Source organism: Arthrobacter sp. SDTb3-6 (assembly GCF_013376095.1).
Lineage (GTDB): Bacteria > Actinomycetota > Actinomycetes > Actinomycetales > Micrococcaceae > Specibacter.
This window is the reverse complement of sequence record NZ_JAAMFN010000035.1, coordinates 1-25,776: the sequence shown is the minus strand read 5'-3', so window position 1 is coordinate 25,776 and position 25,776 is coordinate 1. Positions and strand designations below refer to the sequence as shown.

Sequence of the window (25,776 nt, the reverse complement as noted above, 5' to 3'; positions counted from 1 at the left end):
TTAGCATGAGGAGAACAGCGGTCCGGGACTGCCGCTGAACAGGGCTCAACGGGGAAGACGCATGGACATGCCGGGGAACACGGGCATCAACCACCCCACCCCGCCGCGCGGAAAAATCCCCCGCCGCACACCGGCGGGCGGCCGGCCCAAGGCGAAGACGTGAGCAAGCTACGAATCCGCCGCCAGGTCCGCCTCGCCAACCGCCAGCTGGACCTCGGCGAGAACCCGTCCCTGAACAGCATCCAGGCCTGGATTGAGGCCAGGCGCGGCCGCCCCATCACCATCGAAGAACTCCCCACCATGAAGGGCGACGACCTCTGCGGACTGTGCATGACCTACGAGGACTACATCTCCGTCGTGCATGCCACGCCGAAATCATCTTGGCACCTGCAGCAAATCATCCTGCATGAATTCGCCCACCTGATCCTGGGCCACTACCGGACCGCAACCTCCCTCGATCTCACGAAGCTGCCCGGATTCCCCGACACCCCCCTCCAGGTCCTCGGCCGGGTCAGCTACGAGGACGACGCCGAAGCCGCCGCGGAAATGCTCGCCGACCTCCTCAGCGCCCGCATCAACCACCACCCACCGGCGGCCCCCAACGACCCCGCCGGCTTCCACAAAGTCTTCGGCTAATGGACTACGTGCCCGCAGCGATGCTGTGGCTGCTCACCCTTATCCGCATCCCCACCGCCCGCGACAGGGAACGCGCCTCCGTGCTGCGCGCCACGTTCTTCGCCGCCGTCGCCTGCACCCTCTTCATCCCCGCCGTCTACATCGCCGCCGACCCGCTCCTGGGCGGACACAACCATGTGGGCCTTCTCCTGATTACCGCGATCCTGGCCGGCTTCTGGCAGTTCCACACCGCCACCGTCCTGGCCGCCATCACCAACAACGCACGACGGCGGCGCCACCTTGGGCGCGGACGGCTCGCTGCCGCCGTGGCCGGGGCCTGCGTGATTGCCGGCTTCGCCGCCAGCCGTGTCGATGCCACGAACCAGAACCTCCCCCTGGCCTACGGGAACCAGCCGGGCATGCAGCTGTTCCTCTGGGCCGGCTCGGCCTTCATCATCTGGGTATGCGCCGACGTCGCCCTCACCTGCCTGAAATTCCTGCCCAGGATGCGCAGCAGGACCTTCAAGTCCGGCGTCGGCGCCTTCGCCGCCGGCTGCACCCTCATGGCCCTGGCCCTAGGCAACCGCCTCGCCCTCGGACTCCTCGAGGAATCCCCCGCCCGCAACAGCACGGTGCTGGGCGGGCTGAACTGGTCGTTCACCATCCTGGAAACCCTGGCCGTGCTCCTGGTCAGCATCGGGCTCATGCTCCCACGCTTCCGTGAATCCCCAGGACTGCTCCGCCGAAACCTCCGCTCCCGCTGGCTCATGGCCCTGCTGACCCCGGCCTGGTGGCGCAGCAGCACCGAACGCAAATACCGGCTCCGCAACCGCTGGACCCCCATCCTGGACCCGGTCACCGGCCAGGCCACCGCGCACCTGCACCGCCGCGTCATCGAGATCCGCGACTGCCAGCTGCGCGGACTGACGCTCCTCCCCCGAGACCGGGTCCTCATCAGCCAGGCCGAACAACTTCTCCAGGGCCGTTAGAGCGCCCAGCTTGCGGTTGGTCACGTAGTTTTCGCCGCCGTCGTCCATGAACAGGTGTTACCGGCACCCGCCGGCCCCAACACCGGAGGCATCATGGAAAAGCTCAGCATCAAAACCCCTGACGACTTCATCGCCCTGATGGGACACAGCCTGGGCTTCTGGCCCCAGGAATCCCTGGTCTGCATGGTCCTGGACGGGCGCCGGATCGGTGCCAGCCTCCGCGTCAACCTGCCCTCCCCCACCACCAACACCGCCCGGTACACCGACCAGCTCCTGCACTACATCACCACCGACCACCAAGCCACCGGCGTCGTCTTCGGCATCTTCACCCACGCCCCCTGGAACCCCGGGGACCCGCGCCCCCACGAGGACATGCTCAACGAATTCACCCGGCGGCTGGGCGGCGAAGGCATCACGGTCCGCGACGGCTGGCTCATCGGCGAAACCACCTTCACCAACTACCTCCACCTGAATTCAGGCCGCCCCACCCAGCATTCTCTGGAGGGGATCAGGGGCAGCCAGCTCAACGCCGAACTCGTCTTCCGCGGTTCCAGCATCGACAACTCCCCCGGCTTCCACGTCCCCGTCACCGCGACCGCCGACCTCAGCCACGAAGTCCTCCGCCACTGCTACCGGATCGAGGCCATGAACCCACAGGACGCCACCGCCCAGGCCAGGGAGCTCTGGGGCAGAATGCTCGACGGCGGCGCCAACCCCACCGACGATGAAGCCGCCGAACTCATCGCCTACCTCAAATTCATCACCGTCCGCGACCGGCTCCTCGCCGACATCCCGGGCATTGATGAGAGCATGCGCGACCTCCTTCTGGGCCAGACTAGGCAAAGCCCCCACTGGCAGCGCGTGGACCGTGCCACCCAAGTCCTCTTCCACCTCTACATGCGCGCCGACGGCGTAGACGCCGCACCCGTCCTCACCAGCCTCGGCGTCATCCAATGGTGGGAAGGCCACGGCAGCAAAGCCCACGAGTGCTTCCAACAAGCCCTCGAGGCGGACCCCGACTACCGCCTCGCCCAACTCACCGACCACCTCGTCCGAGACGGCATCCTCGCCGACTGGGCCACCAACCGCCAAAACGCCTACCAACCACCCCACACCAGGGGACCCGAAATCGGCGGGATGGGGATGGCGTAGGCATCGGCAGTGAGGCGGACAAGCCGGCTGAACGTCGTTCGGCAAGGTAGACAGGCAACCCATCGAACCGACGAACCCCGCTTTAGGCCCGAGGACCGCATCACACTTTCCGTTTATGGCTTTTGACCTTTGTTCTTGTGGCACAGACGCAACAACGATAGCTACTATATTGCTGTTGCTTTTGCTTCAAACCGGTAGGTTTCAGGTGACTCGGTCGGAACTGCTGCACTGACTTTTGTAAAGTGGCCCTGAGGTGATCCAGTCACCACAAGAATGTCCGTCTCATTGCACACTGGGCTCATTACAGTCGCCCCTTTCCGCCCCGCAGGAGCTGATCACCTATCGGTGCCGGCCCAGCGGTATCCTATGATGGTCTGCAGGCCACCTAGGTCCGGGCCATATCTAGATGACTTCCGCTTGGCCAGATCCGTCGCAATGTCGGATGCACCAGCTCCGAAATCCGGATGGTCAGTGACGCCATTGGCGGTCGCAACGTCCCATCCCCGCGGCGAAAACTGGGGGTCCAATCACCGTTCGGCGCTCATAGGCTCGTTGCATAAGTATGTTTCCCCCTAGTTACAAGCTATGCAGCTCGTTACTAGGGGGAAATGGGAGAACCCGGATACATTGTGTGTGTCGGGACAAGGCCCCCGAGGGGTCCACCCCCCGATGCATAACAAGTCGCTAAGAACACAAGTTACGCACAACGCCATCTCAGTATATGAACTGTGGCTCCTTTTCGTAAAGTAACGCATCAAAGTCGTCATCATCCCAAGCAAAAGCAGCCAGGGCGCCGCTTTCGGTTTCTTCATCCGCGATACATCGCTTTAAGAATCGACGGGCCGACTTGGCCTGAGGCTCAGGAAGCTCCATCTCACCAATAAGCACTGCTCTGACCCAAGGCTTGTCAAGCAAGTCAAGCTTCAGCTTTGCCTCTATGAAAGGACACTCAAGAAGTGCGAGTAGGAACAGTTCCTGCGAAGCGTGCCTCTTGATGCGACCGCCTGGCAGGAACTCCCTAGAGAAAAGTGTATTGGCGAACTTCCCAGTAACACTCAAGAGTCTGGCTCTGTCCTGCTTGCTTGCTCGACCTTCAGCCATGAAGTATTTCAAAACAGAGAGCATTAGAAACACGCCCGCCTGGTTGGACTTCGGAGAGCGACCACGCTCAGCACATTCATCAAGACGCCCCGCCAGAGACACGACCAGTCCACTTGCACCAGAGAGGTCAAGATTACTTGCAGACGCCAGCGACAAAAAGTGGCAGAGTTCGACTTCACTTCCTGGCACATTAACAAGGCGTTGAATTGCACGAGTTACCGCGAAGTGAAGGAATTCGTCCGCTTGGTACTCTATGGTTTGGAGATCTCGGGGAGATAGCTTGGCATACAATTTTGACGATCTTCGGAAATCTCGCAACGCTCGAACAACCTTCATCGCGGAGGAAACCGACGGGTGCGAAAGGTACTGATAAAGCATGCTGTGAACAAAGCTCCATGCATACTCCGAAAGGGCCCTCGCCTTCTCCACGTCCTTGCATTTCGGGGCTCGCTTTGTCAGGAACTTCCGCAGGCGAAGTTCCACTTGACTCAACGATGCACCAACCGCTTGCGCATCGTTTTCCGAACCCACGAGCGCCGCCTTTAGATGTACGCTAACTTCTCGGATATCGTAATTTGGCAGCTTTCCCTTGAACGGCAGAGATTGCTTAAGGAACACCTTTAGCATCGCTTTCTTCAACGAAATCTCCGTCGTGAATGGTGTTACATAGTCCTTGGTCTTCGCCGTATTGAGAGTGAAACCCCCCTCAGCCAGCACTTCACTAATAACATTTGAAATCTTATCGATATCACTGTCTTCGCGAGTGAAAATAAAATAGTCATCAACATAGCGAAGTATTTCATAATTATCGGGTCTTAGGCCAATTTTATGTAGTCGATTTACAATTTCCAGATCAAATTTCTGAAAAATAATCTCGGCAAAAATTCGCGAGGCCTCTGGGCCCACACATATTCCATGAGTCTCTCCCCAATTGGCCGTTTGCATTACTTTGTCGAATGCGCGCCCAAAATCTAACTGGCTAAATGCAGTGGTGCCGCCCAGATGAGCTTTGCTGTGAGCATCACTACCTGTAGCCCATGCAAATGAATGGGTGTAAATGCTCTTGAAGCAATTCGAAACATCGACCCTCCGCAAGAAGCGCCAATGAGCTTCAAGCGCGTTCCATCTCTTAGAATCATAAAATTCACCCACAAATGCATATTTTTCATAAGCAAAGAAGGAGTTAAATGTACCGAGTCGTCTACCGGTGGTTTCAATGGGCACTGTACGATTCGGTCGATTCTCTTTGAATCGCGATTGCAAATGCTTTCCTGGCGAAGTGACTCTTGAAGGGAAGCGTAATGAAACCCTGCTGCGACCCGCGAAATATAGAATTGAGTCCTTGTGCGTCGAATAGGCGAGGGCAATAGCAACCTGGGACCCGAGCGCAAGGAGATCCAGCTGCCTAGTTCTCAACTGATCACGCCTGACCAGAAAAGACGCTGGTGCTCGCCATGTCTTAGAAACTTGCTCCGCGCTAATGGTCACGGTCCTTTTCAAGCTAGCACCCGCAAAGACCGGAACTTTATCACTTGCGCCGATCAAAGTAAGCAGAAGCAAATCCTTCCTGCTACTAGCCCGCACTCGGACTCCCGCAGTATTCGCCGTCACGAATCGACTGTCAAACCACTCATAAAGCCATGGAGATCCCGCCTCAAGCGGCATTTCAAACGGAAGGCACTCAGTTGCCAGCGCCCTGAGCCGCGATGCCCCACCTCGAACTAATTCCACAACAACCTCTGGATCCGTAGTCGCATTTCGTCGTCAAGATGCGGTTTTGCGTTGGACGCGAGAATTTTGGACGGCTGGACCGACTTCTGCCTCTGAATGCGCATTAGCTCATCCGCCCGCACAACTGGCCCTCCGCAGCATGGACAAATGGCACTGTTCGAATTGCCACGTAAGACGCTCCCGAGAATCGGCTTTGATCGATGAAAAGCGCTCTTGATTAGACTTTCTACTCTCGGCATAGATCCATTCACCTGGAGTACGTAACGCGCGCTGTAGCCGAGTCCCGTAACGATTCTCGGCGAGTCTTCGTCCCCCTTTGAGTGATGCTGATAGATCAGGTACTCGAAGCCTCCAAGAAATAGGTCCACATCTTGGGATCTACTCCAACAGACTTGATTCTTTCCAAACTGCTCCAGGCGACACAATGCCATTTCATATCGATTGAACTTATCTTCAGAAATATCTATGCCTTGAAGCTGTCCACTACCAGCATTAAATGCAAATGTATACCCAAGATAGGTTAGGTCAGTATTTATGTCAGACGGATGACTAATTTTTTCGGATTTTAGTTCATTTATTTTAAATTTAAGTAACCCCAGTTGTTCGGAAATTGTTTCTTGTACTGATACGATTTCGTTTCCATGGCACACAATTACAATGTCGTCAACATACCTTGCATATAGAACCGTGCGAGGGTGCTGTCGTAGTCGATTATCAAATTTTTCAAAATATATCTCCGCCAATACTGATGAGGAAGGCACACCTTGCGGCAGGCCCCGCCTTTGTCCATAAATTCGCTCGTAAGAATTCAATACTGATGCCACATGCTTGAGGACAAATCTGGGCACTCCGGCGTGGGAGCCTAACTTATTCATCAAGATTTCGTGGTCAATATTTTTGAAACATTCTTCAATATCTAGTTTGATTATCGACCGATTAGCTTGACTTGATCCTAGTGTAATTCGTAGAGCGTTAATTAAATTTCTGATTACGTGGTCTCGCCCAACGCTATGCACTCGGAATGCGCGCGTAAGAACCAGTGCAATATATCTATCAAAAAGCGTTATAGTTGGACGTCTTTTGCTGAAGGTAGTTATCTCACGGTCCGCACGAGGCCCTCGCGAAAGTCGAATCGTATCTGGTTGATTGAGCATGTAGTTCGTCACTCGATCTACCTGCTTCTGAAAGAATAGATCTTCAACATCTCGCTTGGAATTTAGAGCAGTTTCAAGCTCTGAGTTTAGTTCTTTCTGTTCTTCTTTATCATTTGACTCTATGATGGACCGGCGTAGGGCTACTATCTTTTCGTTAAAGTGGGCCGTGAGAACCGCATGTTCAGGCAAAATATTCTTCCGGCGTTGCTGCTTGAAGAATATCTGCTTCATATCCCTCACGGACGGAAAGACGTCTTTCACTCAGTTTCCGTCCCTGGATTTCCACCGCTCATTTCAGCAGCCTTATCTACGATTAATTTCATAGGCGCGTAGACCTATGTTGGTTGTAAAGTATATTCCAGCTCCGGGAGATCGGAAGCGATCCTTCCGGGATCATAGCAAATGTGAGCGTGGGCCGGTGGTAGGCAGACGTGCTGTCGAAATACTGTCCGTCCATCAGACGTTATGCACTCCGACGGGTGGATGAGACACGCACATTTCCGACGGGCCTGCCCGCTCAGCCCTCTCGCTCAGGCCTCTCATCGTCCGCGACCCGACGGAGCAAACGTTCGGCAAGCCCGATCGAGACCTTGTCGCTTATTGTCCGCGCCCGACCCAGTGCTTCACTACCAAAACGCTTCGTTGCATCGACGCCATCAGATCCTGATTCAAGGACCTTGTCGGTTGTTGTCCGTGCTAGACCAAAGGCATCACTACTAATGCGTTTGGTAGCGTCGACACCATCTGCACCCGTTTCGATCACTTTGTCGCGAACATCAACGACCGCCTCTACCCAAGTTTTGGCCTCGACAGATTGCTGGCCGTCCTCAATGCCGAGGCACTTGTGGAACTCATTCAGGGCAGTTTCCACCTTATTATTTGACTGAACCACCGTCCGTGCTGTTGTTGGATGAAGGAGTACTTTCGTGTTGGCCCATCCAGCGGCAGCATTCATCTTTGAAAGCAGTTGCTCAGTTCTCCGCGTGATTTGATCAAGTCGATTCTGCCGAGCCACACGTAGGGCACGTCGATTACTATCAAGCTCCTCGGGAGAAGCATCCAGGACACGGTCAAGTTCAAGCACAGCCAGCGAGTCGTATAGCTGGAAGCACCGAGCTAGGACGGCAATCCACTCGCGAACCTTGGGCTCAGTTTCTTGCGCCGCCTTGGCGACATCACCTATTTTAGACTTTCGCTCCATCTTCTCTGCCAGCGCATCCATCTGCCGCAGCGCATACATCTGGGTGCTTGCGACGGTCAGCGACGATGCTTGCACTTTCGACCAGGTGACTTCGGACACCCTCCCGACTGTATCCCGAGTTGTAATAGCGTCATCGACAACTAGTCCAACCCCGATCATGTCAGCCAGCACGGCGTCTTTCTGGGCACGAAGGATGCCGTCGACTTTTTCATCGATAATTGCCAAGTAGTCCGTGATCTCGTCCATCTGCTGCTGCATGGCGGCCTGCGACATCAAGCCGGCGACGCTAGACAGCGCAGCAGGGTTGGTCAGAATCTGTGCGGGAGTCTTAGTTATTTCGAGGAGTCCTGAGATCTTTCCATTCTTCATCAGGACGGCACGGCGAACGCCCGCCTCCGACCCTTTCATAAGCTCAGTGGACTTTAGCGCTTTGGCTGATTTCTCGGTCAGCTTCACCCAGCGGCCAGCGTTCGCGGCAATCTCGGCACTGGCCTGTGCTGCTCCGGCCCCCGCAATGAGAGCCGACCCCAGCCTCGGCAACCCAAGGTCTTTCGACGGCAGGCCCTCCGATGCCAGAAAGCGCTCGATTGCTGCCGGATCACCGATGAGCGCTATGCCATTTTCATCACCAAACAGTTCAATCTCGTCGTCCAATGCAGTCTCCTCTGGCACGAATGGGAAAGTCCCAAATCTGGATAGAAACACTTCCACCTGATGCAGCCCACTGCACCACAAACAGCTTATGCCAAGGGCATTGCGTTTCTGTCAGCACAAGAGCGAACGGGGACGACTTGTGTAAGAATTTCTCGGCACAGCTCGGCGCGTGGCAGCTGCGATCATCGGGATAGCGTAGTCCTATGACGAATCCCTGGACCTCACTTCATGCTGCCTTGAATCTACCCAAGGGAGTGCTGACTTATGAGCACATTGTGCAGGCTGTTACTGCCGAAGTTGGTGAAGATGCGGGCCTGGATTGGAAGCGTGACCTGCCACAGCGGGGCAAGGTCCATGAAACAACCAAGGACATCGCCGCCATGGCTAATTCCGGCGGGGGAGTAATTGTTTACGGTGTCGCGGAGGACTCCGCCGGACGGGCGGAATCAATCAGTCCTGTGAGCGTCATTGAAGCTGATCGTCTTATGATCTTGTCAGCTGCCGCAGCTGCCCAACCCATGGTTCCAGGTTTGAAGCTGTACCCGCTGTCTAGTTCGGAGGAATCAGAAGTCGGGGTTGTGGTTGCCATCGTACCGGGTAGCCCCAATGCGCCGCACTTGGTTGGGCAGAAGCACCTGTACGGAGCCCCTGTTCGAAACGGTCCAACAACGATTTGGCTTGATGAGCGATCAATTGAGCGGGCCTACGCGGAGCGCTTCAGTCTTCGGTCATCGCGCAATGACTTGCTGGAGACCATGGTCGAGGACTTGAAGGATCGGCTTGATCTTCCGGATCAGACATGGCTACTCGGTGTAGCCACCCCGCTGGCACCAACCAGCAAGCACAGTGACGTGAACCGCCAAGAGGTCTATGAGATGTTGAAAGCTAGCCGCAGGCGCTCAGTTGAAATGACTCAGAAAGACGGCGACTTGGACCGGCCCCTTTCGAGAATCCGTCACAGTCCGGAGCGGCTGAAAGTTGGCCGGCGTCGCTTGATCGCTGAAACAGCCTTCATTGAAGGGCCCGATAATCGAAGCGAAGAAGCTCATGTCGAAATACATCACGATGGTTCCGTAGGCGTGGCCCTTAAATCAGATCAAGGCCACGAGACGTTCAGATTCGGTAGACCTAAAGAAATCCTACCAAAAGGTGAATATCAGGAAATTCTTGAGTGGACCGTAGAATCCTTCGCGGCCGACATCGTTTCCCTTGCCTACGAAGCCATGCAGAAGGGCCAGAATGCTGGAGCCTTCGGCCTCCGCATCGAAGCCACCCGAAGTGGCACTCAGCCCTTCATTCTTGTTGGGCCAAGACGATCCGGCGGAGTTCTTCTCGACCCATCTCAAGTCGGCCAAGACTACAGCGGCCGAACAATTCCAAGACTCCACCCAGTGGAAAGCGAAATCCTCCCAAGCGATACCGAAGAAGACCTCCTCGCCATTGCCCGATCAATGGCCCTTGAAATCATCGAACAGTTCGGAGCCGAATCACTGCACTATCTATCACTACCAACCACCACCTAGCACCTAGCCAAGCCACCGAGCGTGGCTGCACGCCGAGTTTCACGACTGCGAGCGCAGCAGGAATCCGTGCTTGGCTATCGGTCATGCAAGGGTGTGGCGGCTGGTGTCCGCGGCCGGGGTCCACCCGCGTGGTGTGAGGCCAATTCCTCGGTTTGGGTGTTTGTTACTTGGGTATTCATGACCGCCGCTACCAGCGTGTAGCGGCACGCCTATGGCAGTATTCCTAATTCCCTGAGTCGGCGGGTTAATTGGCCCAGACCTCGGGCTCAATTTCGTGGCCGTAGTCGGAGTAGCACAGTCTACGGGCGGCTTCGTCGACTTTGTAATTTTCAGGTGTGGGCAGGGACTTACACCGCTTGGGCTTACATTGGTATCGGTTTTTGGAAGTTCCCTGCTTGGACCGCCAAAATGGTGCCCTCATAACAAGATGCGGAGCGCTCCTCCGTTTACCCGTGCAACAATATCCCCATGGCCACCCGACTCTACGACCTCTCGTCGTCCTGGACGTTCCCGAACACCCAACAGGAAGTTTGGGACGCCATCGCGGATCCCAACATGGCTTGGCAGAATTGGTGGCCCGGCTGCACGCAGGGAAAGCCGCTTGAGCGGGAAACCGATGCTGGCACCACCAATAACGAGCTCCTCCTGGCATCAACAGCCACCCTGAACTTCAAGGCGTCGTTGGGCTACACGCTCTCGGTGACATATCACCCAACCCACGCTGAAACCCTGAATGAAGTCACGTTCGACGCCGGCGGCGACTTGGTCGGTGAAGGCCGCGTCCACCTGTCAACAGTGAACAACAAAACCCAAATGGACATCGAATGGCGGGTGCGCCCCACCAGCCGCTGGATGGCCTTCCTTAGTCCTGTCGCACGGCCCGCATTCACGTACGCCCACGCAGCGCTGATGCGCCGCGGTGAAGCCGGGCTCAGGGAGTACCTAGTAAGCCAAACGGACAAGAACTAAACTCACGTCTGGCCAGCCGCCTCGGACGGATCTAGCATGAAGTACGCGGTGAATCGTCACAGCCGCCGAAGCACATCGATCGGTCCGTCCATGTCCGTCCGCCAGCACCAACCCGTGGGGCACACAAGCACAGCGATTGCCCTGTGCGCCCATCAGGGCGGCCGTTTCCCCAAGGCCCGGCCATGACTAAGCGAAAGACCCGCAACATCGTGCAACGTGCCCTCTCTCAGCTTGAGCTTGGCGATCACCCTGGCCTCAGCTCCATCCAGTCCTGGATCGAGGCCAAGAACGGCCGCCCCATCGTCATCGGGGAACTCAGTACCCTGCGTGGGAACGATATTTGCGGGTTTTGGTTCCTCCACGATGGAGTTGATTATGTCTTGCATGCCCCACTCAACTCGTCGTGGCATCGGCAGTACGTCATCCTGCACGAGTTCGCCCATCTGATCCTTGGACACCGGTGCACCCCGACCTCACAGCTGATGGTGGACCTCCCCGGATTCCCGGGAGGACCAATACAGGTACTGGGCCGCACCAGCTTCGAGGATGAGGACGAGGCAGCAACCGAGCTCTTGGCCGGCCTCCTGATGGAACGTGTCTCCCGCTCTCAGGATCTTCCGGCAGACCCTGCAGGCTTCAGCAAGGTCTTCGGATAATGGAATACGTGCCGGCGGCCATGCTGTGGCTGCTGACGCTCGTCCGGATCCGCACGGCCTTGGACAGGGAGCGCGCCCCCGTCCTGCGCGCCACGTTCTTCGCCGCCTTGGCCTGCACACTGTTTATCCCTGCCGTCTACAACGCGGCCGATCCCATCCTCGGCGGCCGCAACCACGTCGGACTGGCCCTGGTCATAGCCATCATGGTCAGTTTCTGGCAATTCCACACCGCCACGGTGCTGGCCGCCATCAGTGGCCAAGTACGACGGCGGCACCACCTCGTGCGTGGACGCCTGGCCCTCGCTCTGGCTGGCACGTGCGTCGTCGCCGGCTTCTTCAGTAGCCGTGTGGATGTGACCAACCAGAACCTGCCCTTGGCTTACGGCAGCCAACCAGGCATGCAGGTCTTTCTTTGGATGGGCTCGGCGTTCATCATCTGGGTCTGCGCCGACGCCGCCCTGACATGCTTTCGGTTCCTTCCCAGGATGAGAAGCAGGACGTTCAAATCGGGCTTTGGTTGTTTTGCTGCAGGGTGCATCTTCATGGCGCTGGCGTTGGGAAACCGGCTCCTGCTCGGAATGCTCGAGGCCTCCCCGGCCTACGGAAACCCCTGGCTTGGCGTGCTGAACTGGTCCTTTGCCATTCTTGAAACCCTGGCCGTAATCCTCGTTAGCATCGGCCTCGTGCTGCCGCGTTTCCGCGAATCGTTGGGACTCCTGCGGCGCAATATCCGCTCACGGTGGCTGATGGTGCTAATGACTCCTGTCTGGCGGCGCAGCAGCACCCAGCGAAAATATCTGCTCCGCAACCGCTGGACACCCCTCCTTGACCCCGTTGCACGCCGGGTCACAGGCCATCTTCAGCGCCGCGTGGTCGAGGTCCGGGACGCCCAACTGCGCGGCTTGACGCTACTCCCCCGCGACCGAGTCCTCGTCAACCAAGCCGAACAGCTCCTCCAAGGGCACTGAAACGACACCCGCCAGAGCCCGGTCATGTAGTTAGCGCGCCTCCCAACCATGAATGTGTGTAGTTGGCATCAGCCAGCTGCACCGCCATGTGGAGGCATCATGGAAAAGCTCAGCATCAAAACCCCTGACGACTTCATCGCCATGATGGGCCACAGCCTGGGCTTCTGGCCACAGGAAAGCCTGGTCTGCGTTACCTTGGACGGTCGCTGCATCGGCTCCACCCTCAGGGTGGACCTTCCGGCGCCAGGCGCTGACACCAATCACTTCGTCGAGCAGATCCTGCGCTACGTCGCCACTGACAGGGAGGCAACCGCCGTCGTTTTCGGCATCTTTACCCACGCCTCCTTGAACCCTGGGGAAATTCGTCCGCACGAGGACGTGATGGCGGAGTTGACCGAGAAGCTCGGCGAACAGGACGTCTTCGTCCGGGATGGCTGGGTCGTTGGAGAAACGACCTTCACCAACTACCTGCGCATGGGCGACGACTCAACGCCCAGCCATTCGCTGGACCGGATCCTGTCCAGCGAACTCAACGCCGAGCTCGTCTTCCGCGGATCCAGCATTCAAACTTCCCCCGGATTCCACATCCCGGTCATGGCCCGCCCGGCCCTCAGCACCGAAGTGATGCGGCACTGCTTTCGAATCGAGGCGATGACCCCGCAGGCTGCCACTGAAAGGGCGAGGACTCTCTGGAACAAAATGCTCGACGGCGGCAGCGAGCCTACCGACGACGAGGCCGCGGAGCTCATCGCCAACCTCAAATTCATTAGCGTCCGGGACCGTCTCCTCGCCGATATCCCCGGCATCGACGACAGCATGCGGGATCTGCTTCTGGGCCAAACCAAGCAAAGCCCCCATTGGAAGCGCGTCGACCGCGCATCAGAGGTCCTACTGCAGCTCTACATGCGCACCGATGGCACCGACGCAGCTCCCGTACTGACCAGCCTCGGCGTCATCCAATGGTGGGAAGGCCACGGAAGCAAAGCCCACCAATGCTTCCAACGTGCCCTCGAAGCAGATCCGGATTACCGTCTGGCCCAACTCACCGACCACCTCGTCCGCGACGGCATCCTCTCCGACTGGGCCACCAGCCGGCAAACCGCCTACCAGCCGCCGCACACCCGTGGGCCGGAAATCGGTGGAATGGGCATGGGGTAGCCGGCCCCGTGTATCTCTAATGGGTAGCGGCAAGCCGTCAACAAGCTGGCCACCTTAAGTCCCGTCTTGGGAAGGAACCCGTCGCCATGAGCATCGTCCGCGACGAATACACGAACATCGTCAACGTGAACACCCACAAACAAACCAACACCCACGCCATCCTCTCGGCCACGTCATTGACACCACCATGGTCCCCATGAGCCCACCGGGGTCAAGCGTGCCATCTCCTGGATCGCTCGGCCCAGCGTACCGCGAAAGACCTTGGTGGCTATCAAAGGAACAAACTCCTGTGGTTGAGGCTGCTCCGCGCCCTGCGGCAAACGAAGCTGGACCTGTGCCAGGGGCGCACCCCGCGCCGGGCCTCCCTTGCTGGCCCCGGAAAGTCCGACGACATTGACCTGTGCTGAGCACTTCTGCGCTCCATGGCTGCTACACATGCGCGGCCCCATATCTCCCTCTCGGAGGGCGGCATGCGACCACTTTCAGAAATTGCTCCCAGTCGAACTTCCGCGGCTTATCCTGGGATGGATTATCCGAGAGCCGGGTCGACGATTCACAATTGCAGGGCGCGGGCTTCCGGAATCGGGTCGGGAACCCGCCGTCTTGCCTTGGCGCCTTGACGGCCGCCCGGAGTCTTGGCCGTCTTTTTTCCTGCGCCGCGTTCAAGTTTCCGCGTCAGTAGCGTCAACCCGAGGTTAATGATGATGTAGATGACGGCGATAATGAAAAACAGCTGCAAGGGGTTGCTCAGGGATTGGATGGCTATTTGTCCACGTCGGAGCAGTTCTTCATAGCTGATAATGAAACCGAGTGACGTTTCCTTGACCACCACAATGAGCTGACCGATCAGAGCCGGCAGCATCATGCGGAACGCCTGGGGCAACAGAACCAGCCGCAGCGTATTCCAACTGGACAGTCCCAGAGACTGTGCGGCCTCCTTTTGCCCACGAGGAAGTGCCTGAAGTCCCCCTCGAAGGATCTCGGCAATGACCACGCCGTTGTAGAGCGTCAGCCCAATGACCAGGAAAGTCATGGTCGAGAGTCCGATTCCAACCTCTGGCAGGACACGCGCTACGAAGAAAATAAGCAGCACCACGGGGATGCCCCGGAGTACCTCAATGACCGACACCACGAACCAGCGGTACCACGGCCTTGAAGTGACACGGGCCAACGCCATGGCCGTTCCGAATAGCAGCGCGCATACGATGGCCAGCGCGGCAACTATGAGTGTGTTGACCAGTCCACCGGCGAGGAATGTCCAGAGTGGCCCGAAATTGGGGTTGCTTGGATTGACCAGCGGACCCCATTTTTCTTCGCTGAGTTGTCCTTCAACCGCCAATTTCTGGCCTATTAGGTAGAGTACGCCCAGCGCCACGGCGGCGAAGGCCGCACTGTACCAGCGCACTCGCCGGTTGCCACGGGGTCCGAGTGCATCATAGAGGAAGCTTGAGGAGCTCATCGAAGAATCGCCACCTTGGTTTCGATCAGGGACAGAATGCGCCCAATGGGCAGCACGAGCAATAGGTAGCCGGCTATGACGCCGGTCAGTACGGGAAGCGCCGACAGTCCACGCGCCGCGGTTAGCGTGTCGGCGACGGCGAAGAGGTCCTGCCCGACACCGAATGCCCCGACAATGGCTGAGTTCTTGATGAGGTAGATGATTGCGTTTGTCATGGGCGGCAACGACGAACGGAGGGCCTGAGGCAAAATTACCAGGTTCAGGCTCCGCATGAAGGAAAGCCCAATGGACCTCGCTGCTTCCGCCTGGCCCGCGGGGACAGCGTTGATCCCGCTGCGAAGGGCCTCGCAGACAAAAGACGCCGAATAGAGCGCAAGACCAATCGTGCCGAACCAGAAATATGATCCCTTGATGCCGATCTCCGGCAGACCGAACGCCATGAAGAACAGGACAACGGTGAGGGGGCAGCTCATAAATATGGTTACCCATGTCCCGCCGAGGGAGCGCAGGAAGGGAACGGGCGACACGCGTGCCGCGGCCAGGAGGATGCCAAGGGGCAACGCGCCGAGTAGGGCGTAGAAACAGATCTGGACGGTGCGCAACCAGCCCTGCGCAAATAGATCAAAATTGTCGACGATGACGTCCATGGGCGGACCCTTTCACCTGGGTTGGATGATTTTTGGGTCAGGAGCAGGGCGCGGGCTCAGGGAGCTTGGCAACGGTTTCCAGGCCTTTGCCCGCAGTTTCCTTCCACGCGCGCTCGTAACTGCCGTCGGCCGCGGCCTCCTTGAGCGACTTGTTGACGAACTCGCAGAACTTGATGTCACCCTTGGCCATTCCGACACCGTAGGGCTGAACAAAGAAGGGTTTTCCGATGACTTTGTAGGTGCCCTTGCTGCTGGCGGCCATCCCGTCAAGGATCGAATTGCCGGCCGTCATGGCATCCACCTGGCCGGTTCGCAGCGCGTCCTCACATTTGCTCAGAACATCGAATTCGACCATCTGGTTTGTCGGATCGGCCAGGTACGGCTTGATTTTGTCCCCGTCGATTGAGCCGATTCCGCCGCACACCTTGAGTTTGGCGTCCTTGAAGGACTCCGGCCCGCTGATTGCACTGTCGGAAGCCTTGACCATGAGGTCGCTGCCGGCAAGATAGTACGGGCCGCCGAAACTGACTCGTTTGCGTCGTTCATCGGTGATGACATAGGTGGCCGTGATGATGTCGACCTTGTTCTGGATTATTGATTCCTCCCTGACTTTGGAGGGTGTTTCTACCCACTGGATCTTGTCCTCTGGGATTCCCAGCTTCCCGGCGATGATCTTGCCGATCTCGACGTCGAAGCCTTCAGGCTTGCCGCTCAGTCCCTTGAGCCCGTAACCGGGCTGGTCGAACTTTGTACCGATCCGGATCGTCCCGGCCGTGGCAAGCCGCTCCATGGTGGTACCCGCTGCGAAGGTTTGCTTTTCGACCTTGTTGGCCGCTGCCGTGGTGCCTCCACACCCGGTGAGGGCAAGAGCCCCGAGGACGATCATTGAAATAGTGAGGCGTTGTGTCTTCATAAGAAACTCCATTGTTTTTTGCGGACATTGTTTACTGCCGGACTGCTCCGACGGGTGGCTGGTGGGTAGTAGAAGCCGACCGATTCAGTGGACAAGGATCTTTGACAGGAAATCCCTTGCCCGGTCTGTTTGCGGGTTGTCGAAGAACTCCGTTGGCGAAGCCTGCTCCACGATCGCCCCATCCGCCATGAACACCACTCGATCTCCGGCGCGTTTCGCGAACCCCATTTCGTGGGTGACGACGACCATCGTCATACCGTCCTGGGCCAGCGCTGACATGACATCAAGCACTTCATTGACCATTTCCGGGTCCAACGCTGAGGTCGGTTCGTCAAAGAGCAGAACGCGCGGGTTCATGGCCAACGAGCGCGCGATGGCCACACGTTGTTGCTGACCGCCTGAAAGCTGCGCCGGCAGTTTTGTCGCCTGAGCTCCGACCCCTACCCGTTCAAGGAGTTCCATTGCTTGAGCGCGGGCCTTGGCCGGCGAACACTTGCGTACGTGGATGGGTCCCAGGGTGACGTTTTCAAGCACGGTCTTGTGGGCGAAGAGGTTGAAGGACTGAAAGACCATGCCAACATCGGCTCGGTGGGCGGCCAGCCGATTTCCCTCGACTGGTACTGGGGAGCCACCCAGTTCGATGCTTCCGGAGTCTATGGTTTCAAGCCGGTTGATCGCCCGGCAAAGGGTTGATTTGCCGGACCCGCTCGGCCCAATGATGACAACGACTTCCCCCTCGGCGATGTCGAGGTCGATTTCCTTGAGCACATGGAGGGACCCAAAATGCTTGTTCACTCCGCTCAAACGAACGATCGGTCCCGCAACGGCCTTTTCGGCCACGCGGGGGCCGACACCCACTGTAGGCGTGTCGGCGGGTTCGGCGCCTTTGCTGAACATAGTCATGACCCTCCTAGAAACTGAACTACTCATTTGACTCACAATGTGATTCCCCGCTCACTGTGATTCACGCTACATGAACCAAAGAAAAATTACAATGTAAATTCGATCTCACAATGTAGGTTACGAAAATGGGACTGGAAATGGCTGTGCGAATGGGACAACGACCATCGAAAGATGGACAGGGTTGAAAGCCGGCAGCCCTAGATCACTGTGAGCAGCTACCGTCGCGGATCAGGTAGCCGGCCACCAATGAGACGGGTCGCTTCCTCTGCGGACTTGAGCAGCAGTTCCACGGACTCGCGGCAACGTTCCCAGGGCATCCTCAACGTTGGGCCGTGGATGGACAGTGCCCCTTGCACTTCCGACATGGCATCGAAAACTGGAGCCGAAATCCCGGACGCGCCGTCCTCCCGCTCCCCCACTGTGATGGCGAAGCCGCAAGACCGGGTTTCCTTGATGGCCAGCTGCAGTTGTTCGGTGGTTCTGCCTGGCGCATCGCCGACCAGGGGCATTGGACGCTCCAGGACCCGGGCCTCCAGGACAGGATTCCATGCCATGAGCACCCTTCCGGAGGATCCGAGATGCAGGGGCAGTATCTTGCCCACGTGCATTTCCCGACGCAACAAATGCCTGGTCTCGGCCATCGCGACACAAACGCGCTGCCCCTGTTCTTCCCGGAAATAGCAGGCTGTCTCCCCCGTACCATCCCGGAGCGACTTCAGAATCGGCGCAATGATGCTTAGGGTGTCGGCCCCTCTCTTTGCCGGCGCGGCCCATGACGCCATTTTGATGCCGACGCGGATGCCTTCCCCGTCCCTGTCCAGGAATCCCTGGTCCACCAAATTGGCGACCAAGCGCTGAAGGGTCGATGTCGGAAGGCCAGTCCGGCTCCGAAGGTCACCGAGGGTAAGGGAGGGCTCGGAGAGGGAAAAGGCGTCCAGGATCTCGGTGATCTTCCCCAGCACGAGCAGTGGCTTGTTGGGAACCGGCGACGCATCTATAAGGGCCATGCTACAAATCTACCTTTGAGCCCGACGTCAATGACTGCGCCCTGCCAATACGGAGGTGCGATTGGACCGAGCCGCGGCCGTAGTCTAACGTCAGTCCCATGTCGGCCGCCGAGAATTCCACGAAGTCCACCGGCAATGCCTTGCTTGTCCTTGGTAAGATCTCTTCGATCTTGGACGCGTTCTCGCTCTCGAGCCCGGTGTTGTCGCTGGGCGATATTCGCGAGTCCACGGGCCTGCCCACTTCCACAGTTCAGCGACTTGTCACGAATTTGACGTCCCAGGGTTTCCTGGATCGGGACGAGGATGCCTATCGCATTGGCATGCGCATGGCGTACTGGGCTGCCCCGGCCACGCGCGGTGTGGAGGTTCTGGACATAGTCGGTCCCTTGCTCAAGAAATTGAGGGACGCCACTGGCGAAACTGCCTGCTTCTTCAAGACCGAGCAGCGCGAGCGCATGTGTGTCGCCCTGGCGGAAACGCACCATGCCCTTCGGCGGGAGATGCATCTTGGCAAGGTCCTCCCGCTCCACGCGGGTTCTGCCGGCCGTGTCCTCCTGGCCTGGGATGCTCCGCTGATGGACGCCATCGTACGCGATCCCTTGGAGTCGATCACCGATGCGACAATCACTACTTCGGAATATCTGGTTTCTGCGGTGAAAAAGACCCGGACCGACGGATATGCCATCACAGTGGGCGAGCGTGAAGATGGAGCCTCCGGTCTTTCGGCTCCGGTTTTCGACTCCAGGGCCGAGTTGGTGGGGGCGGTGACCGTCAGTGGCCCCACTCTGCGTATGCCGCTGAAGACCTGCCAGGCATGGGTGGAACCTCTGCTTGCAACAGCCGAGAACATGACGAGGCTGATCAGCGGCAGGTTCCCCGGCGAGGCGTGACGACCACCATGAGCATCGGCCAGCGATGATCATGACCAGGCGGGGAGATTCACCGGATGCGGGAGCGTGCGGCCTTCAGCCATGGCGACGGCGTTCAGGGCGCACAGTCGGGCCATCTCCCTGCGCACAGCGACGGTGGCGCTTCCCACATGAGGCAGCAGGACAGTGTTCGGCAACGCGGCCAGCCCGGACGCCAGCCTCGGTTCATCCTCAAATACGTCCAGCCCGGCACCGGCGATGACACCCTCTCTCAGCGCATCCACCAAGTCCGCCTCGTTGACGATCGGCCCGCGGGCGGTATTGATCAGGATCGCGCCGGGCTTCATTCGATGCAGCACGTGGGCATCCACGAGGTGTCGTGTTTCCTCAACCAGCGGCACGTGAAGGGAGAGGAAGTCGCTGCGTTCCACAAGCTCATCCCACCCCGCCTGCCGGATCTTGCCGGCAAACTCGCCGAGTTCCTCCTCGCCTACCGGGCGATCCCCCGGAGGCCGCGGCGCGAAGAGCACGTCCATCCCGAAACCGAGGGCACGCCGGGCCGTGGCACGGGCGATCCGGCCAAAGCCGGCCAATCCCAGGACAGCACCGGAGACATCCCGTCCTAGAAGCAATTCGGGTTCCCAGCCGCGGAACTGGCCGGTGCGGACCAAATTGTCGGATTCAACCACACGGCGCGCGGTGCCGAGGATGAGCAACATGGCAACGTCCGCCGTCGCATCCGTCAGCACACCGGGGGTGTTGCCCACCTGAATGCCACAGCGGGCAGCAGCAGCAACATCAATGTTGTTGTACCCGACCGCGTAGTTGGACACGCCCCGCAGCTGCGCACGGGCCAAAAGCGGCGCGTCAATCACGTCGCGCAGCTGGGTGAGAACGACGTCGAAATCACCCGAGGAACACAAACCCGCAAGCGTCGGGTAGTCGGGAGGTTCGGGCAGCACCGTGACCTGGCCGGCGTCGCTGAGCAGTTTCAGTCCGGGATCCGGGATGGCGGTAGTGACCAGGAAGCGGTTGCCCATATTCAGTTCCCTCCCATGCCGCAGGACATGTTGTCAGATGAAGCATCCTCCGCCGGGATGACCCATGCGAAGGCCGCCGCGTTGGATCGGGCACCCTGTGCCGCCTTGGATCGGTTGGGTTCACCTAATTCCGCGAGCAGCTTCTCGGACAAAACCACCAATCCGGCGAACCTCTCTGTGGTCAGCCAGCCGGGGCGGGTTGCAAACAGAATGTCCTCGGTGGACGTGTTTCCGCTGGCGCCCGGCGCAAAGGGGCAGCCGCCCAGCCCGCCCAAGGCGCCGTCCACCATGGATGCACCGGCCCTGATTGCTGCAATGGTGTTGGCGACGCCGAGTCCCCATGTGTCATGCCCGTGATAGACGATCCGCCGCGCCGGGGACTCTTCGCGGACGCGCCGAACCAGGCCGGCGACCTGGGCGGGGATCGCCTGGCCAAGCGTGTCGCAGAACACGATGTCGGCGGTGCCCTCCGTGCGTGGATCGTTGGCGATGGCCAGGATCCGGTCCTCGGGAACCATTCCCTCAAAGGGACAGGTGAACGCGGTGGCAATGCACAGTTGCACCTGCCCGCCAACGGCCCTGGCATGTTCCATCGCCTGCGGCAACGCGGCAAGGCTTTCATCCGTGGTGCGGCCGATGTTCGCCTTGTTGTGCGAGTCTGATGCCGAGAGGCAGTACTGAAAATTTCGGGCACCGGCAGCCGCAGCCTTGGCAACGTGTCCGGGGGTGGCCACCCAGATCCAGCACTTTTCCAGTTCCCCGGGGGTGAGGGCCTGGACCACTTCCAAGGTGTTGGCCATGGTGGGGACGAGATCCGGTCGGGCCATGGAGCCCAGTTCAATGGCAGGCACGCCCAGTCGCAGCAGCTCCCGGACGGTCTGAAGTTTCTGTTCGGTGGTTAACAGCTTGCCGGTGAGCTGCAGGCCGTCCCGCAGGGTGACATCCCTTAGAATAATCTGGCTCGTGTCCGTGTCCGCGGAGTCGAATGGCTGATGGTTCATGGCTGAAGTGCCTCCTCGCGGCCCGATGCCGCATTGATCTCTTCGTCGTCCATTTCAAGGAGTCCGGAGAGAATTTCTGCCGTGTTTTCCCCCAGATCGGGGCCCAGGCTGCGGATGGGCAGCGATTGGCCGCCGATGACCGGAACAATTCCGGGGAACCCGACACCGGTCAGTATCTCCTCGCCGGTGGAAACGTCAAATCTCTGGATCATGTTCCGGGCAGCGTATTGGCTGTCCGTGCTGATATCCGCCGCCGTGAATATGGGCCCGGCAGGAACACCGGCGGCATCAAGTGCAGCCAGCGCGTCTGCGGAGTCAAGGCCGGCGGTCCACGCACCGATGGCGTGGTCAAGTTCCTCGCGTCGGGCCCAGCGGCCGGCATTGCTCTGCAGTGTCGGGTCAGCTGCCAGATCAGGGCGCCCAATGGTGTCCATGTAACGCTGGAAGATGGAGTCCCCGTTGCCGGCCACGACGATGCTCGAGCCGTCCCTGCAGAAATAAGCGTTCGATGGGGCAATCCCTTCCATGCGGCCGCCGACGCGCTGCCTTTCCACGCCATAGGCCTGGTAGTCCGGGATGAGTGATTCCATCATGGAGAACATGGCTTCATTGAGCGCGACATCAATGATCCGCTCCGACAGCGGCACGGTGCCGGCCGCATCCCGCCGTCGGGCATTCCTTTGGTAGAGGCTCATCACGGACCCGAAGGCGGCATAAAGCCCAGCGATGGAGTCGCCGATTGATACGCCCACGCGGACTGGCGGGCGGTCCGGGTCACCCACCAGGTTGCGGAACCCTCCATAGGCCTCGGCGACGGCGGCAAACCCCGGACGCGCCGACAGCGGACCGGTCTGTCCAAAGGCGGAGATGCGGGTGATGATCAGTTCCGGGTTGGCTTCATTGAGCGCGTTCGGGCCCAGTCCCCATTTTTCGAGTGTCCCCGGGCGAAAATTTTCCAACAGGATGTCCGATTTCGCGGCCAGCCTGAGCGCGGCCCGCTTCCCGGCCTCGGTGCGAAGATCGAGCACCACGGACTTCTTATTGCGGTTGATCGTGCGGTACAACATGGACGTGTCACCCTTGTGCAGGCGCCAGTTTCGCAGTTCATCACCGGACCCTGGCCGCTCCACTTTAATGACCTCCGCACCGAAATCAGCGAGCATCCGACCAGCCGTGGGTGCGGCAATGTAGTTTCCCAGCTCAAGGACGCGGACGCCTTCTAGCGGAGCGATGCGTGTCTGTGTCATTGGTTCGCTTTCTGTACGTAAACGTGTGCGTATCGCGTGAAGATTCATCGGCGTTGCCCCGGCGAGGAGCGGCCCATTCCCGCTGCGGGGCAGCAAGGACTGACCGGTCGTTGGTCCCCCCATGAAGTCGCCGCGATGGTGCCTTATATGGGAGCGCCAAGATTGATACTCATAATATGAGATGAAACTCATAATGTAAACCAGACGGTTCGATTGGCTCTATTGGCTGCCCGCGAATAAGGCATTGGATGTGAAGGACTACCCGGGCTCTTAGCTCGCCACAGTGGTTTCCCGCGTTCGCCGCCATACTGTCACGATGGACTTGCGGACGGATGTCGAGTTGGCCGCTCTATTGGCCGCTTCAGGGGCGTGGATGTCGGCGGAGCAGGCGGGGCACCCTTGGTGTCGGCTGCTCCGGAATTACGCCGATGAAAAGAACTGGCGGTCGGCTATCTGGGCACGACTCCGGCATCATGCGCTCACGGATTGGGCAGCGCCTTCGGAACCTCACTGCTGTCCAGCACTGGATGGCCCCGTCCCGGCGTCGGTGCGACTCGGTGAATACCCCGCGTGCATGCTGCCATTCCGGCAAGGTAGGCACCAATCCCGGCGCACGCATCGGCCCCGGCGCACGTCGGCGCTGACAGATCCGGAGCAGGACCAGTTGATAGCGCGGGCACGGGCGGTATCGGGCTGCACGCCGTTCGCGGCCCCTGCATGGAGGTGCCGGATTGCGTCATCGGTGGTATGCCGGGCCGGTCGGGGACAGTCGACGCGCAAGTTCACTGTTGGCCGCGAGTTCAGGGGCGCGACAAGTGGCGGGGCTCCCCGCCGACCGGGTGATGGAAATGTTTGACGCCGCCGGAGCGCCTGGCGCGCATCGTGCGCTGCCAGCGCTCGGCATGGCATGGGACTGGATATCACCAAGACGCCCATGGACTTCGGGCACGCGGGGGTGGTCCAGACCAGACGCGGAAAAGAGAAAATTCGGGTCAGCGGCAACGCCGAAAACCACCTCCACGTCGAACTTGACCTCAACAACCCGGCGGACGCCTGCGATGGCATAGCGGACACGAAGACATTGCCCGCCCGCGCCAGGGGACCGGGCCGTCGACCGGGAAGCAGGCGTCAATCAATTCGGGTAGCAGAACATGCCGCCCGCGACGTCGGGGGCGGGTCCGGTGACAGGGAACAGGCCGCTCAGGGCTCCGATGACCGGGTGCAGGACATGCGTGACGCCGGCAAAGTCGTTAGCGCGCATTCTGTGCGGCCTGCGCCAGATGAGGCGTGGGGATGGACATCACCACAGCAGCCCTGGCCACCGGGCACGCAGCGGCGGCTCGCGGCCTAACCCCGACAAAGGAATTTTGGGCCCTCAGCGATCCCGAAGACCCGGCCAACGCCTGCGGTGGCGTCGCGACCATGAAGGTTCTGTTCGCCCTCTGCGGCGAAGGGTGCCGCCGCCAAAAGAACAGTCGCCGAGCGAGAGCGCAACGGACATCCAGGTCCACGACGCCGGATTGGCGCTCACGGCCCCGGCGGCCGGGGCGGGACCGGCGGCCGAGGCGGGACCGACGGCCGGGGCGGGACCGACGGCCGGGCGCCGGTGCTTGCGCTCAGCGCCCAAGCGCTGCTCCTTGCGGCGACATGCCGCTCCTGCAGCCAGCCGGGGCGGGGCCGGCGTCGACGGGAAGCAACCCGGCGCCATATTCGCGGGGTCTTCCTCGGCCTTCCTCGACCCTCGAGGCGGTGCGTGGGCAGGTCAGGGGCGGGGCAGTCCCAGCAGGTCCAGGGTCGTCCCACCGGCACGGATGGCGTCGCGCATTTCATCTTCCTTGGCCAGCCGTGCCTCCGATGAGGCCAGTGCAGTGGCCAGGTCGTCTGCATGGATTCGGACCAGTCCATCGGCGTCGCCGACCAATACGTCGCCGGGGTTGATCAGGACCCCGCCGACAGTAACAGGGATGTTGATCCGTCCCTTCTGGACCTTCGTTGTCTTTCGTATGCAGACGCCCCGGGTGAAGACAGGAAATCCTGCTGTGATGATGTCCTGGCTGTCACGGACGGCGCCGTCGATAACCAGCCCTGCGAGTCCGCGTTCCTGGGCGGCCAGGGTCAGCACGTCGCCCCAAGGGCCGGCCTGCGTGTAACCCTTGGCGTCGACGACGAGAATGTCGCCTTCGCCAGCTTCGAGGAGTGCGAGATGAATGAACCAGTTGTCGCCAGGCTCCAGTTCCACGGTCACGGCGCGACCGGCAATGCGTGAACGAGGGTCCAGTGGCTTGATGGTGGGGTCGACGGCGTCGCGCTGTCCGTTGGCCTCGTAGACGGTGGCAGCGCCAAGTTCGGCGAGTCGGTCAAAAATATTGGTGCCGGTGGTGGTGATGCTCATGCCGTGGGCTCCTTCTGGGAAGATGCGGAACTAGGGGTCGGGGAGTACCCCTTCGAGGGCACCATGGGAGTGCGCAATGCAATCTTCGAATGCCGGTTCATCAGCAGTGCGATCGCGGAGGCGAGGAACGAGGCGACGGCAAGTGCCGTCAAGGGGACGGCGAATCCCCCTGTGGCATCCTTGAGCACCCCGGTCATCCAGGGGCCAATGAGCCCACCCATTTGGGCCAGGGTGTTGATGAGGGCGATGGCCTTTGCCCGCGCAGCGCCGGCCAGGAATTCTCCGGCCAGGGTCCAAAAGACGCCGAGCCCGCCCCAGATGCCGCCGGCTGCAAGGGTCAGGAAAATGAAGGCCACGACCGGGTTGGGACTGTAGGCGCTGGCCAGCAGGCTGGCTCCGCCCACAGCCAGGGGAACGGCAAGATGCT

The 25,776-nt window shown here is 59.6% G+C and carries 22 protein-coding genes and 1 pseudogene; 9 read left to right on the top strand and 14 right to left on the bottom strand.

What is annotated here, in order from left to right; translation table 11 throughout:
- Positions 1–159: 159 nt before the first annotated feature.
- The 3 genes from G6035_RS15445 to G6035_RS15435 all read left to right on the top strand — a co-directional run bounded on the left by G6035_RS15445 (position 160) and on the right by G6035_RS15435 (position 2,756).
- Positions 160–636 (top strand): hypothetical protein, encoded by a 477-nt coding sequence (locus G6035_RS15445; RefSeq protein WP_176617993.1) that lies wholly within the window; start codon positions 160–162, stop codon positions 634–636.
- Complete coding sequence (locus tag G6035_RS15440) at positions 636–1,604, top strand: hypothetical protein (protein WP_176617992.1); 969 nt, start codon at positions 636–638, stop codon at positions 1,602–1,604. Before G6035_RS15445 ends, G6035_RS15440 begins: the two co-directional genes overlap by 1 nt.
- Before the next feature lie 93 nt (positions 1,605–1,697).
- Positions 1,698–2,756 (top strand): DUF4192 domain-containing protein, encoded by a 1,059-nt coding sequence (locus G6035_RS15435; protein ID WP_176617991.1) that lies wholly within the window; start codon positions 1,698–1,700, stop codon positions 2,754–2,756.
- Between the two features lie 714 nt (positions 2,757–3,470).
- Here G6035_RS15435 and G6035_RS15430 read toward each other — a convergent pair.
- The 3 genes from G6035_RS15430 to G6035_RS15420 all read right to left on the bottom strand — a co-directional run bounded on the left by G6035_RS15430 (position 3,471) and on the right by G6035_RS15420 (position 8,597).
- Complete coding sequence (locus G6035_RS15430; RefSeq protein WP_176617990.1) at positions 3,471–5,081, bottom strand: RNA-directed DNA polymerase; 1,611 nt, start codon at positions 5,079–5,081, stop codon at positions 3,471–3,473.
- Positions 5,082–5,578: 497 nt separating this feature from the next.
- Entirely contained in the window at positions 5,579–7,003 is a 1,425-nt protein-coding gene (locus G6035_RS15425; RefSeq protein WP_176617989.1) for a reverse transcriptase domain-containing protein, read from the bottom strand.
- Between the two features lie 256 nt (positions 7,004–7,259).
- Positions 7,260–8,597, bottom strand: a complete 1,338-nt coding sequence (locus G6035_RS15420) for a hypothetical protein (protein ID WP_176617988.1) — start codon at positions 8,595–8,597, stop codon at positions 7,260–7,262.
- A 203-nt stretch (positions 8,598–8,800) separates the two neighbouring features.
- Here G6035_RS15420 and G6035_RS15415 point away from each other — a divergent pair, with 203 nt between their 5' ends.
- From G6035_RS15415 to G6035_RS15395, 5 genes are all read left to right on the top strand, one after another.
- Positions 8,801–10,120, top strand: coding sequence for a helix-turn-helix domain-containing protein (locus tag G6035_RS15415; protein WP_176617987.1), 1,320 nt, complete (start codon positions 8,801–8,803; stop codon positions 10,118–10,120).
- Positions 10,121–10,588: 468 nt separating this feature from the next.
- Positions 10,589–11,089, top strand: coding sequence for a hypothetical protein (locus G6035_RS15410; protein ID WP_176617986.1), 501 nt, complete (start codon positions 10,589–10,591; stop codon positions 11,087–11,089).
- 182 nt (positions 11,090–11,271) lie between these two features.
- The gene (locus G6035_RS15405; RefSeq protein ID WP_176617985.1) at positions 11,272–11,745 is read left to right on the top strand and encodes a hypothetical protein; all 474 of its coding nucleotides are present in this window, start codon (positions 11,272–11,274) and stop codon (positions 11,743–11,745) included.
- A gap of 8 nt (positions 11,746–11,753) precedes the next feature.
- A complete protein-coding gene (locus tag G6035_RS15400) occupies positions 11,754–12,713 on the top strand; it encodes a hypothetical protein (RefSeq protein ID WP_176617984.1) in 960 nt (319 codons plus the stop codon).
- Between the two features lie 99 nt (positions 12,714–12,812).
- Positions 12,813–13,871, top strand: a complete 1,059-nt coding sequence (locus tag G6035_RS15395) for a DUF4192 domain-containing protein (protein WP_176617983.1) — start codon at positions 12,813–12,815, stop codon at positions 13,869–13,871.
- 553 nt (positions 13,872–14,424) lie between these two features.
- Here the strand turns inward: G6035_RS15395 and G6035_RS15390 are convergent.
- From G6035_RS15390 to G6035_RS15370, 5 genes are all read right to left on the bottom strand, one after another.
- Positions 14,425–15,330 carry an amino acid ABC transporter permease gene (locus tag G6035_RS15390; RefSeq protein WP_176617982.1) on the bottom strand — a complete coding sequence of 302 codons (906 nt, stop codon included), beginning with the start codon at positions 15,328–15,330 and terminating at the stop codon, positions 14,425–14,427.
- Complete coding sequence (locus G6035_RS15385) at positions 15,327–15,977, bottom strand: amino acid ABC transporter permease (protein ID WP_176617981.1); 651 nt, start codon at positions 15,975–15,977, stop codon at positions 15,327–15,329. The genes G6035_RS15390 and G6035_RS15385 overlap by 4 nt, the downstream gene beginning before the upstream one ends.
- A gap of 37 nt (positions 15,978–16,014) precedes the next feature.
- Complete coding sequence (locus G6035_RS15380; protein ID WP_176617980.1) at positions 16,015–16,890, bottom strand: glutamate ABC transporter substrate-binding protein; 876 nt, start codon at positions 16,888–16,890, stop codon at positions 16,015–16,017.
- 84 nt (positions 16,891–16,974) lie between these two features.
- Positions 16,975–17,787, bottom strand: coding sequence for an amino acid ABC transporter ATP-binding protein (locus G6035_RS15375; RefSeq protein ID WP_218063285.1), 813 nt, complete (start codon positions 17,785–17,787; stop codon positions 16,975–16,977).
- Positions 17,788–18,008: 221 nt separating this feature from the next.
- Entirely contained in the window at positions 18,009–18,800 is a 792-nt protein-coding gene (locus G6035_RS15370) for an IclR family transcriptional regulator (protein WP_176617979.1), read from the bottom strand.
- 98 nt (positions 18,801–18,898) lie between these two features.
- On the opposite strand from G6035_RS15370, the gene G6035_RS15365 reads away from it, so the two are divergent.
- Positions 18,899–19,690, top strand: a complete 792-nt coding sequence (locus G6035_RS15365; RefSeq protein ID WP_176617978.1) for an IclR family transcriptional regulator — start codon at positions 18,899–18,901, stop codon at positions 19,688–19,690.
- Positions 19,691–19,719: 29 nt separating this feature from the next.
- On the opposite strand, the gene G6035_RS15360 is transcribed toward G6035_RS15365, so the two are convergent.
- From G6035_RS15360 to G6035_RS15340, 6 genes and pseudogenes are all read right to left on the bottom strand, one after another.
- Entirely contained in the window at positions 19,720–20,709 is a 990-nt protein-coding gene (locus G6035_RS15360; protein ID WP_176617977.1) for a D-glycerate dehydrogenase, read from the bottom strand.
- A 2-nt stretch (positions 20,710–20,711) separates the two neighbouring features.
- Positions 20,712–21,710 carry a hydroxymethylglutaryl-CoA lyase gene (locus tag G6035_RS15355; RefSeq protein ID WP_176617976.1) on the bottom strand — a complete coding sequence of 333 codons (999 nt, stop codon included), beginning with the start codon at positions 21,708–21,710 and terminating at the stop codon, positions 20,712–20,714.
- Positions 21,707–22,957, bottom strand: a complete 1,251-nt coding sequence (locus tag G6035_RS15350; RefSeq protein ID WP_176618011.1) for a CaiB/BaiF CoA-transferase family protein — start codon at positions 22,955–22,957, stop codon at positions 21,707–21,709. Before G6035_RS15350 ends, G6035_RS15355 begins: the two co-directional genes overlap by 4 nt.
- A 1,132-nt stretch (positions 22,958–24,089) precedes the next feature.
- A complete protein-coding gene (locus G6035_RS20240; RefSeq protein ID WP_256128040.1) occupies positions 24,090–24,218 on the bottom strand; it encodes a hypothetical protein in 129 nt (42 codons plus the stop codon).
- 501 nt (positions 24,219–24,719) lie between these two features.
- Positions 24,720–25,349, bottom strand: coding sequence for a 4-carboxy-4-hydroxy-2-oxoadipate aldolase/oxaloacetate decarboxylase (locus tag G6035_RS15345; RefSeq protein ID WP_176617975.1), 630 nt, complete (start codon positions 25,347–25,349; stop codon positions 24,720–24,722).
- Positions 25,346–25,776, bottom strand: a pseudogene (locus G6035_RS15340) (hypothetical protein); the annotation flags it as partial. The gene G6035_RS15345 and the pseudogene G6035_RS15340, both read right to left, overlap by 4 nt.